The following is an 18,704-nucleotide window of genomic DNA, read 5'->3' on the forward strand; positions in this document are numbered from 1 at the left end:
CTGTTAATAGTTTTATTCTGTTGTAATTACAATAGTCGATTCTTTCAAACCGTTTGCTTTTGCGGTTAACTCTAATTTTTCTGATTTTTCAGAAGACTGAACAATCACTAAACATTTCCCTGCCAAAGCGGTATGTTTGGTACCTTTGAAAGGTTCGTGACTCACTGGATCTCCGCTACAAACACCCACTATTTTTCCGTTACCTTTTACAGAGAAATGAATTTCATTATTGGCAGTTGGAACAAAAGTTCCGTTTGCATCTAAAATATCTACTGTCACAAAAGACAGATCATTGCCATCTGCTTTGATGGTACTTCGGTCGGCAGTAAGTTTCAATTGTGCTGCATTTCCAGCTGTTTTGATTTCTTTTTCTAAAACCACTTTTCCATTTTTACGAGAAACAGCTTTTAAAGCTCCAGCCTCAAAAGAAACTCTCCACATCACATGTAAATCGTCTCCTTTTTTAGCTCTTTTTCCAACTGATTTTCCGTTTACAAAAAGTTCTACCTCATCAGCATTATTGTAGTAAGCCCAAACATCAACGGTTTGACCAGCTTTCCAATTCCAATGCGGAAAAATGTGCAACACTGTTTTGGTTGTCCATTCACTTTGGTACATATAATAAACATCTTTCGGAAAACCAGCCAAATCTACAATCCCAAAATACGAACTAACCGACGGCCATTCGTAAGGAGTCGGTTCTCCGATATAATCGAAACCTGTCCAAACATACATTCCAGAAAGGAAATCGTATTTTTTAATAATTTTCCAAGTTGCTTCATGTGTAGAGCCCCAAGGTGTTTGCACCTGATCGTAGGCCGAAACGGTATTTCCTGGGTTTCCTTCTGTGAATTTAAGATCCCATCGTACTGGCCATTTCTTTATCGTATCAGAAACGGCATCATAATATCCTCTTGTTTGTAAACCAGAAGTCGTTTCGGTTGCAATGAAAGGTGTATCAGGGAAATTCTTTGGATGAAACGGATACGTTTGATGCGCATAATTGTATCCTATCAAATCTAGAACTCCCGATTTTGCAATAGCATTAAAATACGTTTTGGCCTTATCAAATTGCAAAGTTACCTCATCAATATTCATGTTTACTGGTGGATTCATTGCCACTGTAAGCGGACGAGTTTTATCGTATTGTCTGGTAATTGTTGCTAATTCTTTTGCAATTACAACACCTGTATCACTCCATTGTTCTGGAATTTCATTTCCGATACTCCAAACAAAAATACTAGGATGATTTCGATCTCTAAGCAATTGATCTATTAAATCCTGCTTGTGCCATTTGTCCCAATCGTTTCCGTAATCGTATTTTGTTTTGGTTTGTTTCCACATGTCAAATGCTTCGTTCATCACGATAAAACCCATTTTATCGCATAAGTCTAACAGTTCTGGAGCAGGAGGATTATGAGAAGTTCTGATTCCGTTTACACCCATTTCTTTCATAATTTCTAACTGGCGTTCGATAGCACGAGTATTAATTGCTGATCCTAGTGCACCTAAATCATGATGTAAACAAACTCCTTTTATTTTAACCTGCTTTCCATTTAAGATAAAACCTTTCTTTAAATCAAATTTGAAATCTCTGATTCCAAAATTGGTTTTGTATTGATCGACTAATTTATCATCAACCGAAATTTCGGTAACGGCAGTATATAATTCAGGATTTTCTACAGACCATAAAACTGGGGATTCTACTTGTGCTTCTTGCTTAATCACTTGATTCGCATTAGCAGCTATAGCTATATTTTGAGTAACAGATGTTACTTTGGTTTCTTCTTTAAAAATAGTAGTTGTAACTACAGCATTTTTAGAAACGGAATATTGATTCTCAATGGTAGTTTCTAAATTAACCGAAGCTTTCTCGGCAGTAATTTTTAGGGTTGTAATATAGGTTCCCCATTGTCCTACATGTAATTTATCGGTGGTTTCTATCCAAACATTTCTAAAAATTCCTGAACCTGAATACCAGCGTGAATTGGGTTGTTTTGAATTGTCAACCTTAACAATTATTTCGTTGTTTTTGTCTCCATAATTTAAATACGGCGACATATCATATTGAAAACCTACATATCCATTTGGGCGTTTTCCTAAATAATGCCCGTTTATCCAGACTTGACTGTCTTTATACACTCCATCAAAAATGATCGAAGTGACTTTTGAGCTATCGGCTGCTGCAACTTTGAATGTTTTTTTGTACCAACCTAAGCCACCAGTTAATGATCCTCCTCCATGACCGGCAGGACTTTTTTCGTCAAAATTCCCTTCAATACTCCAATCGTGAGGTACATTTAGAGTGCGCCATTGGGTAGCCACACCAATAGTATCCTTATCAACAAGACTATCATTGAGATGAAAACTCCAATCTGAATTAAAAGACACTTTTCTGTTTTTTAAATCCGATGCTTTATTGTTACATGCAACTACAAAAATTGTAATTCCAATTAGAGTTAACTTTTGCAAAAAAACACTTAACTGTTTCATTTTCATATTTATAATATTGGTTTTTATAATAATGTATTGATAAGTAACCAATAAGCTACTTATCAATACATTAAAAGTAAACTAAAAAATTTTACTTTTTTTAGTTGCTAAGAACAAAATGGAAAACCATGTATTCGCTCTTATTTGGATCTCTCTTACCAAACCAAATATCGGTAACCACATTTCCTGTTTTTGCTGTTTTTACAATTTTCCATTCATTTTCTGCAGTTGTAGAAACAGTTGCCCATGAACTTCCTATTGGGAATGATGGTGTGATACCCGCAAAACTTATAACATTAGTTCCATCTGTACTAGTTGTATAAGTTCCTGAAGCAGTTACTCCGTTACTATCTATAGTAGTTACTGTACCGTTGTCTGAGAAACTTATTTTGTTTTTCACAACATTTACTTGATCTGCAGAAACATAACCAGGCCATCCCGCAGCTTCATAATCAGCAACTGAATTCCAATTGTTTAGGAATGCACCATTCAAATCAGTCCAGTTAAAAGGTGTATCTGGGCTTAAATGCCATGTTTTTGTAGTTGTTGTAGTTGTTGACAATAAGTCATCTACTGATCCGCCATCTAAATCTATACTTGGGTTTGGATCGGCAACATTTGTAGGTACCCAATTATCACTATACTCTTTTGAGATGAAATTAAAAACCAATGTTGAGGGATTTGAGTCACAACTAGTTTTTCTTTCAACACCAACTTGTAAGGTGTTCTCGGTTAAAGACATGATTTTCATTGATTTCCAATCAACAACACAATTCTCATATTCATTAGTATGTAAAATTGTAGCATTTGTAGTAGTCAATGTTTTGGCGTCGGCATCTAAAAAGTAAGTTCCTGATTCTTGACCATAACTTGGCATCATCAAATGATTAGTAGTCAAAAATGGTCCTCCATCCAAACTAAAAGTCATAGAACCGTAATCACCTTGAGAAGCTATCCAAGTATTTCCTTTCCATTCTGGATTCCAGTTCCAGCAATCTTTCTCAGGATTATCGCTGTAACATCCGTTGTTACCACCCTCAAACCATCCACTATAAGGACCATAAAAATACATTGGCCCCATAAAATATTTAGAGACACCATTGGCATCCAAATCTAAAAGCCAAGTTTTAGAATTTCCAACACCACCAGAAAGTAAATTCCAAAGAGGATCATTCACATAATTTAAGTTATCATCAGTAACAGTAATGGTTACAGGATCTAACTCTACAAGACCTCCACCAGTAACGGCAGTGATTTTGATGGTATAATCACCTTTGAAAGCGTATTTTACAGTTTCAACTGCTTTGTTAGATTTTCCTGTACCATAATCCCAATTTAACACAACACCAGGAGTATTGTTTTTTAATATAACTGTATTTCCGCCTGGATCTACTGTTAAATCTTGACTAATATCGAAATGGATATCGGATTTATCAGTTGCACCATCCAAAGAATAGGTCTCTGGTGAACAAGATGGCACTAAAAACAGTACCATAGCCATCAAAAGTGATGTAATTAATATTTTAGTCTTTTTCATTTTTTTTACTTTTTAGTTAAAATTACCAACCAGCATTTTGTTTTAAAACTCCTCCTGACAATGTAATTTGTGTATTAGGAATTTGTGACAACCCTTTTGTAGCTTGAATTTTGGCTGCTGAGATAGTTTTAGTTCCAGCAACTCCTCCGCTAAGTAAACTAGTTGTTTCTGCAATAGTTGTCGATGCAGTTCCTATTCCTTGACGTAATAAATCCCAGTATCTAATTCCTTCAAGAGCAAACTCTAAATGTCTTTCTTTAAGAATATTTTCTTTATTTACAGGCATAGAAACAAAACTAGCTTTGTAAGCTCTTTGTCTAACTTGATCGAAATAAGACTGAGCACTTCCACTTCCTAGCTCGGCAGCCATTAATAGAACATCTGCATAACGCAATGCAACATAGTCTTGAAATTGACTAATATCCCAGAATGAACTACCCATGATAATTGGAAGTTCAACTATTTCGCCTTTTTCGTTCAGACCAACCATTGGAGAATACTTTTTGTTATAATATCCTGTGTATTCACGTTGGCTGTTTATTTTGTCAAAAGCAATGTCTTCTTCCTCAATACCAATCATAGTAGCCGTACGTCTTGTATCGTTTGCATTATAGGCATCCCATAATTTAGAATTTACAGTCACACCCCAACCATGACCATAAGGCAAAGAAGTAAACTCTCTCATCCCAAACATAATCATCCAAGCATTACCGTCAGTATTTCCGTTATAATCACTTGTGTAGGTATATTTTATAGCAAAAACCGTTTCTTTATTACCTTCTCCAGCATATTCCTCAAGCGAAGGCGAAGACGCAGGCCATAACTTAGCAAAATCATCAACTAAACCATGTCCGCTAGAAGCAATAACATCTTCTAGATGTCCTAATGCTTGTGATTTAGATACTACACCAGCTAAATCAGTTTTCCCATAATATCCTGTGTAGTATAAAAATACACGTCCTAATAGTGACTTCGCAGCCCATTTAGTCGCATGCCCTTCCTCTGCAGCTGTATATCCAACATTTGGCAGATTATTAGCTGCAAAAACTAAATCTTCAGCAATTAATTTATAAACGTCATCAGGATTTGCTTGCGCAACATTTTCAGATGTAGGAATTGTTATTAATGGTATGTTTCCCCATAGGCGTACCATTTCGAAATAAATGTAAGCACGGATAAATTTAGTTTCCGATTCAATTTTATTTCTCAAAGCGGTATCCCCTTTCCAATCAATTTGATCCATTTTAGTCAAGAACGTATTACAACGATAAAGTGCTTTGTAATAAGCAATCCAGTTATCATTATACATATCAACCTCTGCAGGTGCACGGCTAATATCAAACTCATCTATTGCAGCATAATCATATTTATCAGAAGCACCAGTCCCTCCAAAACAGTCATCCGACATAATTTCGGTTATTACTGGAATTCCTTTTCCAGATGCTCCAGTTGCTACCTGTAATCCATCATAACACCCAACCAATGCAGAATTTGCATCGTCGATAGTTTTATAAAAATTTGTATCTGTTTGTTGTACTAGAGGTTCTGTCTCTAAACTACAAGAACCAAGTGACAATAAACTCAAACAGAAAATATATAGATATGTATTTTTCATTATTTTATTTATTAAAGTTTAATATTTAATCCCATCATAAATGTTCTAGGTCTTGGATAGTACCCAACATCTACACCAGAAGAGAATTTTTGGTCATTGTTAGATGAACCAAACCCGATTTCAGGATCCATACCATTATATTTCGTGAAAGTATAAAGGTTTAACGCTGAGAAATAAAGTCTGAATTGACTAGCAAAAAATGGTCTTGATTGTTTCATTTTTGCTAAATCAAATCCTATAGTAACGGTATTGATTCTTAAGAAATCTCCATCTTTAACATATAAATCTGAAAACTGAGTGAAGTTTCTATTGTCTTCTGTTACTCTTGGCATTGTATTAGAAGAACCTTCACCATGCCAACGGCTAAGTATTTCAGAAGTATAGTTTCCATAAGCCCCTGATTGATTTCTGTACGATTGTACGATTTCGTTTCCAGTTACACCATTAGCCATTAATGAAAAATCGAAAGCTTTGTAATTAGCAGATAAAGAGAAACCATAGGTAAAATCAGCATTTGGTTTTCCAATTTCTGTTTTATCGAGAGCATCAATTTTATCATCTCCATTAAGGTTTTGATAAATAATGTCTCCAGGTGCAGCAGTAGGTTGTAAAACTACACCGTTTGCAGATTTATAATTATCAATTTGTTCTTGATTTTGAAAAACTCCTCCGGTCTTGTATCCCCAAAAATATCCTAGAGGATGTCCGTTTTCGGCTCTATAGAATTCCCCAGCATTATCGTAAAGTTCATTACTCAAACCGTGAATGATTCCGTCTGAAGTTGGAATTTGTCCCACTTTGTTTTCGTTATAAGCTCCGTTTGCGCTAATACTATAATTGAATTCCCCTATTTTGTTTTGGTATTGTAATGATAGTTCCAAACCTCTGTTTACAACGTCTCCTCCATTAATATAAGGTGCATCAGCTCCAGCTGTTGCTAATATTGGAGCAAGAATGATCCAATCTTTATTGGTCTTTTTGTAAGCATCAAAAGTAACACTCAACGCATTGTCTAAAAATCTAGCATCAAAACCTAAATCTATTTGTTCTGAAGTTTCCCATTTCAAATCAGGATTTGCCAAACGGTTAGGGTACGCACCTGGTGTCAGATTATTAGCTCCTTCGCCAGTAAAAATATAATTCGTATAATCCGTTTTTATTGGAGATAAATATTGGAAAGCTCTAGCATTTTGATTCCCTACTTGTCCCCAGCTTGCTCTTAATTTTAAAAAATTTATGGCATTAGAATCTTTCAAAAACTCTTCATTAGAAACTACCCAACCTGCAGATACTGAAGGGAAATACCCCCATGCGTTTTCTGTAGAAAAAACAGATGAACCGTCTGCTCTAAAAGTAGCATTTAACAAATACGTTTCTTTATAATCATAGTTTAGTCTTCCATAATAAGACAACCTTTTGGTTTCTGATTTTTCACCATTGATTGAAATTCGAGATCCATCTTTATTGGTTGTATTGTTAAGCCATGCATGCTCTAAATCGCTGTAAACTGCATCGGCATTTGTTGCAGACATAGAAGTCCCGTCGTATTTGATATAAGAAGATCCTAACATCGTTTCAAAATGATGATTATCGGCTACTTTAAATTTATAAGTTGCTAAATTATCCCAAGTAATACTTTTCCCTTTATTCATGTTCTGATTTACCCTATCAAAATCGTTGAAGGCATATGTTGACAGCCTATATATTGGAGAATAAGAATGCCCTTCACCTGCATAATAATCAAGACCTAAAGTGGTTTTTACCGTTAAGTTTTTAATTGGTTCAATTTGCAAATAAACGTTCCCTAATAATTTTTGATTATTGCTTTCATTTTGATTGTTATACTCCATCAATGCATAAGGATTTGCTACACCATTTAGCCAAGGCTCAGCACTAGTCGTATTAGAAGTATCGAAGTAATTTCCATTTGCATCGTACATTGGTAGTAATGGTGTCACTTGAAAAGCGCTTCTTAATGAGTTATTATACTGATTACCAACCCCTATACCATTTCTATCAATGTAAGCAAAACTCAAGTTTTCTCCAATAGTAACTACATCTTTGTATAATTTGTGTTCCGAATTAAAACGGAAATTGTAACGCTCATAGTTTGAAAGACTTGCTCCTCCTACAACCCCTTCTTGCCCTAAATAAGACAAAGAGGTAGAATAAACAGAATTATCTGAACCTCCAGAAGCTCCAAAAGCAAAATTCTTAGTAGCTGCATTGTCCACTAACATTTCGTCCATCCAATTGGTTCCTTTTCCTAATGCTGCGATTTGCTCATTTGTAAAATAAGGACTCTTACCAGAATTTACAGCTGCTTCATTTAAAATCGTAGCATATTCAGTAGCATCTAACATATCTACTTTTCTAGCCACCGATTGGATCCCGTAATACTGATCAAAAGTAATTTGTCCTGCAGAACCGCGTTTTCCTTTCTTTGTAGTTACCAAAACAACACCATTAGAAGCTTGAGAACCATAAATTGCTGCAGATGCAGCGTCTTTTAAAACAGAAATAGATTCGATATCCGAATTACTCAAATATGAAATATCACCTGTAAGAATTCCATCAACAACATAAAGAGGACTACTACCTGCTGTAGAACCAACCCCTCTAATCACCACATTCAATCCTTCTCCTGGTTGACCTGAAGTAGATGTGATTTGAAGACCAGCAGCCTGTCCTTGAAGTGCTTGAAGTGCATTTGTAGTATTTGTTTTTTCTAATGTTTGACCACTCACCTGAGTCACAGCATTAGTCACTAATTTTTTCTTTAATGAACCGTAACCGATTACTACAACCTCTTTAAGATCTGAAGTTTCGGTTTGCAAAGAAACATTAATTGCACTTTGATTTCCTACCGTAATATTTTGGGTTCTAAACCCCATAAAACTAATCTTTAATACATCACCTGTTTTGGCTTCAATTTTAAATTTTCCGTCAAAATCAGAAGTAGTAGCCTTTTGTGTTCCCGTGACAGTAATAGTTGCACCAGGGATTCCCATCCCATCATCTGACGATTTCACACTTCCTGTTACAATTCTAGATTGCTCTTGTGCAAAACTAGATTGCATTGCAAACACCATAAGCAACAGCGCCATACAAATCTGGAGCATTCTTGGTTTAATACAATAATTGCTTTTCATAATAATTAATAATTTGGTTAAAGTTGTTGTTAGTAATTTATAATTTGATTAATACGCGTTCTTTTAAAAAAATCTTTCAGCACATTTACAAGAATTAAAATTTGACAAGGAAACAAATTCATATCTCAACAGTTTCTTATTTTTTTTACAAATCACATTATTCCCAATCCGATCATTTCTCTTTCTTTTTTTTAACATGATTTACAAACATTCAAATCCATTGGTGCATTAATAATGTTTTTGTACTTTTGGTCAAATCAACTATAACGTTATGGTTAATTTGACTACAAGTATAAGGCTTATTTTTATATTAACAAAATTTTACAATTAAATATTTGTTATCATTAAAAAAAACGACAATAATTACAGAATTACTAATATCAAAACCTTACATCTAAGAATATAAGAATACCGTTAATAATTGATTAAATAGATTTAGAGAATAATTAAGAGAAAGAAATCATAGCAATCAGATAATCATAATTTTAAATGTTAAATGATTTTTTTTTCTGCAAACAGCATAACTTTTTAAAAAAAAATTAATTTAGCACCAATCTTTATACTATTATGGAAGAAAAAAAGAGTGATAAAAGCTTAATTCAATATTCAAAATATTCTTCTATGAATGCAATTTCTATTGACTGTGTAATATTTGGTTTTGACAACGGAATCTTAGAAATCCTATTAGTAGAACATGGTGAAGGAATCAGTAAAGGAAAATGGGGACTACCTGGGGGTTGGATCAATAAAACAGAAAGCACTGATGCTGCTGCTCATCGATTATTGGCTGAACTTACAGGTATGGACAATATTTACCTAGAACAACTCAAAGCCTTTGGCGAACCCAATCGTTTTCCGCTAAGAAGAGTAATCACCATAGGGTATTATGCTTTGGTAAAAAGAGAAGATTATGACATTAAGGCGGGTTATACAGCTTCGGATGCCAAATGGTATAAAATAAATGAAATCCCAAAATTGATATACGATCATAATGAAATAATTGAGTACAGCATTAAAAACCTTCGCAACCGAGTACGACAAGCTCCAATAGGTTTTAATCTTTTACCCGAAAAATTTACCCTGCTACAACTTATGCAACTTTATGAGGAAATCTTAGGAATTGAAATGGATAAATCTAATTTTCGCAGAAAAATTTTGCACATGAAATTATTAGTAGCACTAGACGAAAAACAACAAGATGTTTCTCATCGAGCCGCTAAATTATATAAATTTGACCCTGCCATTTACGAAAAGCTCACACAAAAAGGATTTAACTTTGAGTTTTAAAATCGTAATATAACATCTAAACCTATTTCAAAAATTAAAACTTTTAAAATTGACAAAAGACGTAACTAAAGAAATCAAGAAACAAGCAGTCGATGGCATCACAATCGATTGTGTTATTTTTAGTTTCAACAAAGAGAATCTTGAAGTCCTATTAGTACAACATGCCGAAGGAGAAAGTATAGGACAATGGGGATTACTGGGAGGATGGCTTCAAAAAGACGAAAGCGCTGATGATGCCGCTCATCGAATTCTTTACGAATTGACCAGTCTTGACAACATTTATCTCGAACAATTGAAAGCTTTTACCGACCCGAAACGTGTAATTGAAAGAAGAGTTGTTACTATTGGATACTATACTTTGGTCAATAGAGAAGATTACAACATAAAAGCCAGCTTAACGGTAAGGGAGGCAAAGTGGTACAAAATCAAAGACATTCCTAATTTGATTTTTGATCACAATGAAATTTTCAACTTTAGCTTGATGCAATTACAAAACCGTGTACGCCAAGCGCCTATCGGGTTTAATTTGTTGCCCGAAAAATTTACTTTATTACAACTAATGCATTTGTACGAAGAAATCTTAGGAATCGAATTGGACAAATCTAATTTTCGCCGTAAAATTTTACACATGAAATTATTAGTCGCACTAGACGAAAAACAGCAAGATGTGTCTCATAGAGCAGCTAAATTATATAAATTTGACCCTGCTATTTATGAAAAGCTAACACAAAAAGGGTTCAATTTTGAGTTCTAAATTTACGGTTTCGCTAACACAATATAATTAAATACGATACACTCGTATTGCGTTGTTTTTCCAAAAAGCATTTTGATCCTCTACCGAAAAACGACTGTAATAATGCTGAAGTATTTGAGTTGATTTTTCGAAAGAAGCCGCCAATAAACAAACAGGCCAATCGCTCCCAAAAAGAAGTCTTTCTATACCGAAAGCCTTGGTCACTACACCTAAGCAGTACTCAAAGTCCTCCTTTTTCCAATGACTCCAATCAGCTTGAGTAACTAATCCCGAAACTTTACAATACACATTTGAATATGTTGCAATTGTTTTAATTTCTTTTTCCCAAACTAAAAAATCAGCATCTTTAATATTAGGTTTTGCTAAATGATCTACAATAAATACTTGTTTGGGAAATTTTGATACAAAAGTTGCAACAGTTTCTAATTGTCTAGCAGAAACTAAAATATCGTAAGTAAAATTATAGTTAGCCAACTTACTAATTCCATAACAAAAATCAGAATTCAACAAAAAATCAGCTTCATATTCAGCTTCTACAATATGCCGAAAGCCTTTTAATTTTTGGAATTGAGAAAAATAATTCAATCTTTCTTCAACATTTTGGGCTTTTAAATCAACCCAACCAACGACTCCTTTTATAAAATTGTTTGCTTCTGCTAGTTGCAATAAAAAATGAGTTTCGTTTTCGCTTTGATCGGCTTGCACAGCAATACATCCTTCAAAACCATTAGTTTTCAAAATGGCTTCAAAATCATGAGGCAAAAAATCTCGCTGAATCGTTTTCATCTCATCTGTAATCCAAGCTTCTTTAACTGGATGGTATTTCCAAAAATGAACATGGCTGTCTATTTTCATAGATCCGATTTAAGATTAATAAAAAAAATCAATCAACAGCATCTCCTTAAAATCATCTATTGACTAGAAAAGTAAATACCGCTGATTGATTTATGATATTGTTTCAATTAAGAATACGGAACCGCTAATTGTTTACTCGTTCCCAAACCTTCAATCCCTAACTCAATTACATCACCTGCTTTTACATAAACAGGTTCTGGTTTAATTCCTAATCCTACTCCAGGAGGAGTCCCTGTACTAATAACATCACCAGGCAGAAGAGTCATAAACTGACTTAAATAATGCACTAAAAATGGAATCTTGAAAATCAAATTAGAAGTATTACTGTCTTGATATTTCTTACCATTCACCGTTAACCACATAGACAGATTATTGACATCTCCAACCTCATCTGGAGTTGCCAAAACAGGACCCAATGGTGCAAATGTATCACAACCTTTTCCTTTTGCCCATTGTCCGCCACGTTCCAACTGATAAGCTCTTTCGCTATAGTCATTCAACAAACAATACCCCGCCACATAATCCATAGCTTCGGCTTCGGATACATAACTGGCTTTTTTACCAACCACAAAGGCCAATTCTACTTCCCAATCTGTTTTTTCACTTCCTTTTGGAATAATCAAATTATCATCGGGACCACACAAAGAAGTTGTTGACTTGAAAAAAATAATTGGTTCAGCTGGAATTGGAGCATTGGTTTCTTCACAATGATCTACATAATTTAGTCCGATACAAATAAGTTTTGAAGGTCTAGTTACAGGAGAGCCTAATCGAACATCATTACTTACTTCAGGAAATGAAGTATCTATCTTTAAAGCCTGTTGGAGTTTTTGGATTCCATTATTTTCAAAAAAAGCTTCATTATAATCGGCTACTATAGAAGAAACATCTAATCGTTTATCATTTAACAAAACTCCTGGTTTTTCTTTCCCAACTTCTCCGAATCGTATTAATTTCATATTTAATTTATTTTGTGTATTAATTTAGTTGTTCAATTTTATAAAACCTCCATCAATTGGGTAATCAGAACCCGTAATAAACGAAGATTCGTCACTACATAGAAACAAAGCTAATTTTGCTATTTCTTCAGGATTACCCATACGCCCAATGGGTTGCGATTTTGATAATTTATCAAATATTTCGGCTTCATTACCGGGATAATTTTTGCTGATAAAACCATCTACAAAAGGAGTATGAACCCTCGCCGGCGAAATAGAATTACATCGGATATTTTCTTGAATATAATCTTTTGCAACTGATAAAGTCATTGCCATCACTGCACCTTTCGCAGTCGAATAGGCAAATCTATCTGGGATACCAACCCAACAAGCAATTGAAGCCATATTGAGAATTACACCTCCACCTGATTTTCTAAACTGTGGTATTGAAGCGTACAAACAATTATAAACTCCTTTTACATTTACATTCATAATCCGATCAAAATCGGCTTCGGGTGTGGTATCCACTTTACCCACGTGAGCAATTCCAGCATTATTTATAAGAATATTGATATTTCCTATCTTTTCAAAAGTAGCTACAACTTCCTGCTGATTCGCCACATTACAAACATGTGCCAATACATTACCACTACTTAAATTGATTTCATCAACTGTAGATTGGGCATTTTCTAAAGAAAGCTCCAAAATATGCACTTCTGCTCCTTGCTTGGCAAATAATAAAGAGATTGCTTTGCCAATCCCGCTTCCACCTCCCGTTATTACTACCTTTTTATTTTTTAATGAAAACATACTATTCTTTTTTATTTATCCTATTTAAAAAGCCACATCAACTATTTGTATTTTTTCAAAACAATGAAATTGATGTGTCTCTCTTTTTTACAAAAGCGAACAAAACGATTACAGCAAAACAAACTAGAGGAACTACATATCCGTTTTGAATACTTCCTGTTTTATCCGAAATTATTCCCAATACTGGAGGTAATAACGCACCCCCAACAATAGACATCACAATTAATGACGAACCAATTTTAGTATTATGCCCCAAATCTTCTATTCCCATTGAAAAAATAGTTGGAAACATAATACTCATAAAAAAAGCTATCCCAATAAGACCATAAACAACCAGCATCCCATTGGCAGTTATAACCAAAATACACAATAAAATATTGATTATACCATAGATCAAAAGCAATTTTTGCGCATCAATATAACGCATTACAAAAGTTCCGAAAAAACGACCTACCATAAATGCCAATCCAAAAAAACCTAAATATTTTGCAGCCGTATGCTCATCTATTCCTGCTGTGGTTGTAGCCATTTTGATAAAAAAGCTACCCACACACACTTGTGCTCCCACATAAAAAAACTGAGCAACAATACCCCATTTGAGCTTAACAGATTGCAAAGCCTCTTTAAAACTTGAACACTTGATGGTATCGTTATCTTTTACATCTGGCATAGAAGTGAAGTAAATAATCACAGCGACTGCCAAAATAATCAAACCTAAAACAAGATATGGTAGCTTTACACTCGCCGCTTCTTCCAAAAGGTAAGTATTCAATTCTGATGCGCTCATTGCATCCATCTCTTGTTGTGTCAAGTTTTTACCTGACAAAATCATTGGTCCAACATAAGCAGGAGCTATATAAGCTGCCAGACCATTAAAGGATTGCGCAAAATTCAATCTCCTAGTTGCCGATGACGCTGGACCTAAAACAGTTACATACGGATTGGCCGCTGTTTCTAAAAAAGTAAGTCCACATGCAATAATAAAAAGAGCTCCCAAAAAGTAAGCATACTGTAATGAATTGGCCGCTGGAACAAATAAAATAGATCCTAACCCGAACAATAACAAACCTATAAGAATCCCCGATTTGTACCCAAACTTTCGCATAACATATCCTGCTGGTAAAGCCATAGCAAAATAAGCAATGAAAACAGAGGAATCAATAAGAGAGGATTGCAAGTCCGAAAGATTAAATGCTTTTCGCAAATGAGGAATAAGTATTGGGTCGAGATTGTGTACAAATCCCCAAAAAAAGAAAAGGCTGGTTACCAAAATAAAAGCAAACAACAGTTTTTTGTTTCCTTGAGCAACATGCTCATTGACTGCTTCTAATGATGGATTTTTTGTCATAACCGAATTCATTTTTATAAATCTAAGATTGATTTAGGAAGAAATAGCTCGATCTAAATGTGTATAACCTCCGTCTATGTATAGTATTTGTCCCGTTGTATGACTTGATTTTTCAGACAAAAGAAACACGACCATATTGGCAATTTCTTCGGCTGTAGTCATTCGTTTTCCTAGCGGAATTTTGTTGGTTATAGAAGCTAATTTCTCTTCTTTATTTTCAAAAGTATTAATCCAATTTTCATACAATGGGGTGTAACACTCCGCTACTACCACAGCATTTACTCTAATGTTATATTTCAATAACTCGACCGCCCATTCTCTAGTTAAAGCATTACGTCCACCATTGGCAGCTGCATAAGCCGAAGTTCCTCCTTGGCCAGTATCGGCTGTTTTAGAACTAATATTTACAATGGCTCCTTTGGATTTGATTAGATAAGGTAATGCATAATGAGCCATCAAATAATAATGCACCAAATTTTTATGCAACGATGCCATAAAAGATTCATAATTGCCATTTTCTAATCCCACTCCATCATTTACTCCGGCATTGTTAACCAAACCATCAATACGCCCGCATTGATCGATTATAGTATCGATTGCCAATTGGCAATCTGCAGGTCTTGTCAAATCGGCTACGACTTGAAACGCTTTTCCTCCAGACGACTCTATAGCTCTCACTACAGCTTGATTATCGATTTCGTTACGCCCCACAATAAAAGGAATTGCTCCTTCTGCAGCCAGAACTTTGCCTATTCCTAAGCCAATGCCTTTTGCTCCACCTGTTACTATAATAATTTTATCATTTAATGATAACTGCATTTGTTGTAATTTGATTGGTTATTTTATGCTCTACTCAAACTATCTTTAGTAAAAGCACAAGCAACTCCTTATAGTTAACTTGACTACAAGTATAATATATATTTTTGTAAATCATTAAAAATATTTTATTAAAATTTTATATATTCTAATATTTTAATAAAAAAATTACATTAGTTACATTTTTACCTCTATACTATAAAATAAAAAACACTCGCTATAATTTATCAACAGAAGCAAAAATTAACGATCTACAGCCAAAAGCTTCTGGTTGTATTCCTTAATTTTACCCTATGTATGCTTTAGTCGATTGTAATAATTTTTATGCTTCTTGCGAACGTGTTTTTCAGCCGAAACTCAACGGCAAACCCATTGTGGTTTTATCTAACAATGATGGTTGTGTAATCTCCAGAAGCAATGAAGCCAAAGCTGTAGGAGTCCCCATGGGTGTACCCGCTTTTCAAATCAAAGAACTGGTTCATCAAAAAAATGTGAAGGTATTTTCATCAAACTACCCTCTATATGGCGATTTAAGCAACCGAGTGATGACTATTTTATCTCAGTTTACCCCTAATATCGAAATCTACAGCATCGATGAAGCTTTTTTGAACTTTGATGGTTTAACCATTTCAGACTATCATAATTATGGTCTTCAAATAAAAAAGAGAATTCAAAAATGGGTTGGACTCCCTGTTTGCATTGGTTTTGCAGAAACTAAAGCCCTCTCTAAAATTGCCAATCATATAGCCAAAAAATTCCAAGATAAAACACAAGGAGTATATGTTATTGATACCGATGAAAAACGCATCAAAGCCTTAAAGTGGACCAAAATCGAAGATGTTTGGGGTATAGGATATCGCACAACAAAAAAAGCGAAACTACGAAACATTCAAACTGCTTTAGACTTTACACTACCCCAAAACGAAGCTTGGATTAAAAGAGAAATGGGAGTTGTAGGTTTGCGTCTCAAATCGGAACTGGAAGGCAAATCAGTATTAGATTTAGAACCCATTACCGAACAAAAAAAGAGCATTTCGATTACTCGAAGTTTTCCTAAACAAATAGCCGATTATGATTTGCTCCGAGAACGCATAACCACATTTGCCTCTGTTTGTGCCGAAAAATTACGCAAACAACGTTCTTGTTGTCACACCATAATTGTAATGTTAGTAGTAGATAAACACAGTGTCAACACCTCCAAATATTATTTTAATATGGCAATGACGCTTCCGTATGCTAGCAATTCTACTTTGACTATTTCGAACACCGCTGTAGAACTACTCAAAAAACTACTCAAAGGAAATGAAAGAATTCGATTCAAAAAAGCAGGCGTTATTGTTACCGAATTGATTGAAGAAAACAGCAAGCAACTTCAATTATTTGAAGAAGAAAATCCAAAACACCAAGCATTGATGAAAGTAATGGACCAATTGAATCACAAAATGGGTGCCACCAAAATAAAATTAGCCAGTCAGAATTTAAACCTAACTTGGAGCATGAACCAGAATCATCTTTCACCAAAATACACCACTGATTTTAAAGATATATTAGAAATACAATGCCTATAAACAACGAACAAAAACTCACTTTCTTTCGACCTAACTTTGAATCTGACACTCAGATACCCTATATACCCGAAGGTGTTTCGGCAGGATTTCCCTCGCCTGCTGCTGACTTCATGGAAAACTGCATAGATTTGAACAAAGAACTGAGCGAAAATCCATTGGCTACTTTTTACATCAAAGTCAAAGGCAATTCGATGATCGATGCAGGAATCAACGACAAAGATGTTTTGGTAGTCGATAGAAGCTTAGAACCCCAAAACAACAAAATTGCAATCTGTTGCATTGATGGAGAATTTACCGTAAAGCGCATACAGGTCGAGAAAGATTGTTTATATCTAATGCCCGAAAACCCAAATTACAAACCCATAAAAGTCACCGAAGAAAACCAACTCATCATTTGGGGAATGGTTACTTATGTTATCAAAAAAGTATAATCCAACAGCAATCTAATAAAATCTTCCTAATTGTTATTTTAGAACAACAAAATAACTAAAATTCAATCGATTACCTAATTGCAACCGATTCAAATAATTTAACATTTTTGGTTAAAAAGCAGAATTTAAAGAGTATTATTGTAGTAATTAAAATTATATTTTTACAAGTCTAACAATAACCAAACACAATGCAAATAGGAATAATCGGACTAGGGAAAATGGGTTTTAACCTTGCCCTAAATTTAAAAAGAAACCAATACCAAGTTGTTGCTCAGGATGTAAACTTCGAATTTGTTTCGAAAATTGCCAATGAAGGAATCGAAACTGCTCATACCGCTGAAGAACTATGTAAAAAACTAAATGACCGAAGAGTCATTTGGTTAATGGTTCCAGCTGGAGAAATTGTAGATTCCGTTATCGATTCATTACTTCCTTTTTTATCCCAGAAAGACATTATTATAGATGGCGGAAATTCGAATTATCACGATTCTAAACGGCGTTATTCTAAACTGAAAGAACACGGAATTGACTTTTTAGATTGCGGAACATCTGGCGGAACATCTGGAGCATTAAACGGCGCTTGTACTATGATAGGTGGCGATGCGGATGTATTTGATTATGTGGCCAAAGTATTCCAAGACATCTCTGTCGAAAACGGATCACTCTACACTGGAGCCGCAGGAAGCGGTCATTTTACCAAAATGGTTCATAATGGTATCGAATATGGCATGATGCAATCTATTGCCGAAGGATTTGAAGTCTTTGAACATTCAGAATTTGATATCGACTTTCACAAGACAGCAAAACTTTTCAATCATGGCTCAGTTGTACGCAGCTGGCTGATGGAACTAACAGAAAATGCTTTTTCAAAAGATGCAAAACTAGACGGTATCAAAGGCATCATGCATTCGTCAGGCGAAGGAAAATGGACTTTAGAAACAGCCTTAGATCTAGGAGTCCCAACACCCGTAATAGCTCTTTCTATTATGATGCGCTATCGCTCTCAAATGCAAGATACTTTTTCTGGTAAAGTAGTGGCTGCACTCCGAAATGAATTTGGTGGTCATGCAGTAGAAAAAAACGAATAGTTCTTTTTCTTA

At 34.8% G+C, this 18,704-nt stretch carries 14 protein-coding genes; 5 read left to right on the forward strand and 9 right to left on the reverse strand.

All coding sequences use genetic code 11. The annotated features are described in order from the left end of the window. Window positions 1-12: 12 nt before the first annotated feature. From ABEB18_RS05150 to ABEB18_RS05165, 4 genes are all read right to left on the reverse strand, one after another. Complete coding sequence (locus ABEB18_RS05150) at window positions 13-2,493, reverse strand: glycoside hydrolase family 2 TIM barrel-domain containing protein (RefSeq protein ID WP_348798063.1); 2,481 nt, start codon at window positions 2,491-2,493, stop codon at window positions 13-15. Between the two features lie 100 nt (window positions 2,494-2,593). Next, entirely contained in the window at window positions 2,594-4,030 is a 1,437-nt protein-coding gene (locus ABEB18_RS05155) for a hypothetical protein (RefSeq protein WP_348798064.1), read from the reverse strand. Between the two features lie 22 nt (window positions 4,031-4,052). Beyond that, entirely contained in the window at window positions 4,053-5,645 is a 1,593-nt protein-coding gene (locus ABEB18_RS05160) for a RagB/SusD family nutrient uptake outer membrane protein (RefSeq protein ID WP_348798065.1), read from the reverse strand. An 11-nt stretch (window positions 5,646-5,656) separates the two neighbouring features. Next, a complete protein-coding gene (locus ABEB18_RS05165; RefSeq protein WP_348798067.1) occupies window positions 5,657-8,797 on the reverse strand; it encodes a SusC/RagA family TonB-linked outer membrane protein in 3,141 nt (1,046 codons plus the stop codon). A 621-nt stretch (window positions 8,798-9,418) separates the two neighbouring features. On the opposite strand from ABEB18_RS05165, the gene ABEB18_RS05170 reads away from it, so the two are divergent. Both ABEB18_RS05170 and ABEB18_RS05175 read left to right on the forward strand, forming a co-directional pair. Then, window positions 9,419-10,084, forward strand: a complete 666-nt coding sequence (locus ABEB18_RS05170; protein WP_348798068.1) for an NUDIX hydrolase — start codon at window positions 9,419-9,421, stop codon at window positions 10,082-10,084. Between the two features lie 49 nt (window positions 10,085-10,133). Next, window positions 10,134-10,838, forward strand: a complete 705-nt coding sequence (locus ABEB18_RS05175; protein WP_348798069.1) for an NUDIX hydrolase — start codon at window positions 10,134-10,136, stop codon at window positions 10,836-10,838. 27 nt (window positions 10,839-10,865) lie between these two features. On the opposite strand, the gene ABEB18_RS05180 is transcribed toward ABEB18_RS05175, so the two are convergent. From ABEB18_RS05180 to ABEB18_RS05200, 5 genes are all read right to left on the reverse strand, one after another. Beyond that, complete coding sequence (locus tag ABEB18_RS05180; RefSeq protein WP_348798070.1) at window positions 10,866-11,693, reverse strand: amidohydrolase family protein; 828 nt, start codon at window positions 11,691-11,693, stop codon at window positions 10,866-10,868. A 107-nt stretch (window positions 11,694-11,800) separates the two neighbouring features. Further along, window positions 11,801-12,652 carry a fumarylacetoacetate hydrolase family protein gene (locus ABEB18_RS05185; protein WP_348798071.1) on the reverse strand — a complete coding sequence of 284 codons (852 nt, stop codon included), beginning with the start codon at window positions 12,650-12,652 and terminating at the stop codon, window positions 11,801-11,803. Window positions 12,653-12,676: 24 nt separating this feature from the next. Continuing rightward, window positions 12,677-13,441 carry an SDR family NAD(P)-dependent oxidoreductase gene (locus tag ABEB18_RS05190; protein WP_348798073.1) on the reverse strand — a complete coding sequence of 255 codons (765 nt, stop codon included), beginning with the start codon at window positions 13,439-13,441 and terminating at the stop codon, window positions 12,677-12,679. A gap of 55 nt (window positions 13,442-13,496) precedes the next feature. After that, the gene (fucP, locus tag ABEB18_RS05195) at window positions 13,497-14,789 is read right to left on the reverse strand and encodes an L-fucose:H+ symporter permease (RefSeq protein ID WP_348798075.1); all 1,293 of its coding nucleotides are present in this window, start codon (window positions 14,787-14,789) and stop codon (window positions 13,497-13,499) included. A gap of 33 nt (window positions 14,790-14,822) precedes the next feature. Further along, on the reverse strand, window positions 14,823-15,608 hold the full coding sequence (locus ABEB18_RS05200; protein ID WP_348798077.1) for an L-fucose dehydrogenase: 786 nt from the start codon (window positions 15,606-15,608) through the stop codon (window positions 14,823-14,825). Between the two features lie 290 nt (window positions 15,609-15,898). On the opposite strand from ABEB18_RS05200, the gene ABEB18_RS05205 reads away from it, so the two are divergent. The 3 genes from ABEB18_RS05205 (at window position 15,899) to gnd (ending at window position 18,692) form a co-directional block, all read left to right on the forward strand. Next, window positions 15,899-17,173, forward strand: coding sequence for a Y-family DNA polymerase (locus ABEB18_RS05205; protein ID WP_348798078.1), 1,275 nt, complete (start codon window positions 15,899-15,901; stop codon window positions 17,171-17,173). Beyond that, window positions 17,164-17,604: a LexA family protein gene (locus tag ABEB18_RS05210; RefSeq protein WP_348798079.1), complete on the forward strand. Its 441-nt coding sequence runs from the start codon at window positions 17,164-17,166 to the stop codon at window positions 17,602-17,604. The genes ABEB18_RS05205 and ABEB18_RS05210 overlap by 10 nt, the downstream gene beginning before the upstream one ends. A gap of 188 nt (window positions 17,605-17,792) precedes the next feature. Then, window positions 17,793-18,692 carry a phosphogluconate dehydrogenase (NAD(+)-dependent, decarboxylating) gene (gnd, locus tag ABEB18_RS05215; protein ID WP_348798081.1) on the forward strand — a complete coding sequence of 300 codons (900 nt, stop codon included), beginning with the start codon at window positions 17,793-17,795 and terminating at the stop codon, window positions 18,690-18,692. The last annotated feature ends 12 nt before the right edge of the window (window positions 18,693-18,704 follow it).

The organism is Flavobacterium adhaerens (genome assembly GCF_040045115.1).
Classification (GTDB): Bacteria; Bacteroidota; Bacteroidia; order Flavobacteriales; family Flavobacteriaceae; genus Flavobacterium; species Flavobacterium adhaerens.

Bases quoted from the DNA above. Each gene is read 5' to 3' on its own strand.
- gnd (WP_348798081.1), top strand. From the start codon at position 17,793: ATGCAAATAGGAATAATCGGACTAGGGAAAATGGGTTTTAACCTTGCC.
- ABEB18_RS05190 (WP_348798073.1), bottom strand. From the start codon at position 13,441: ATGTTTTCATTAAAAAATAAAAAGGTAGTAATAACGGGAGGTGGAAGC.
- ABEB18_RS05170 (WP_348798068.1), top strand. From the start codon at position 9,419: ATGAATGCAATTTCTATTGACTGTGTAATATTTGGTTTTGACAACGGA.
- ABEB18_RS05165 (WP_348798067.1), bottom strand. From the start codon at position 8,797: ATGAAAAGCAATTATTGTATTAAACCAAGAATGCTCCAGATTTGTATG.
- ABEB18_RS05205 (WP_348798078.1), top strand. From the start codon at position 15,899: ATGTATGCTTTAGTCGATTGTAATAATTTTTATGCTTCTTGCGAACGT.
- ABEB18_RS05200 (WP_348798077.1), bottom strand. From the start codon at position 15,608: ATGCAGTTATCATTAAATGATAAAATTATTATAGTAACAGGTGGAGCA.
- fucP (WP_348798075.1), bottom strand. From the start codon at position 14,789: ATGACAAAAAATCCATCATTAGAAGCAGTCAATGAGCATGTTGCTCAA.
- ABEB18_RS05185 (WP_348798071.1), bottom strand. From the start codon at position 12,652: ATGAAATTAATACGATTCGGAGAAGTTGGGAAAGAAAAACCAGGAGTT.
- ABEB18_RS05155 (WP_348798064.1), bottom strand. From the start codon at position 4,030: ATGAAAAAGACTAAAATATTAATTACATCACTTTTGATGGCTATGGTA.
- ABEB18_RS05150 (WP_348798063.1), bottom strand. From the start codon at position 2,493: ATGAAACAGTTAAGTGTTTTTTTGCAAAAGTTAACTCTAATTGGAATT.
- ABEB18_RS05160 (WP_348798065.1), bottom strand. From the start codon at position 5,645: ATGAAAAATACATATCTATATATTTTCTGTTTGAGTTTATTGTCACTT.
- ABEB18_RS05180 (WP_348798070.1), bottom strand. From the start codon at position 11,693: ATGAAAATAGACAGCCATGTTCATTTTTGGAAATACCATCCAGTTAAA.
- ABEB18_RS05210 (WP_348798079.1), top strand. From the start codon at position 17,164: ATGCCTATAAACAACGAACAAAAACTCACTTTCTTTCGACCTAACTTT.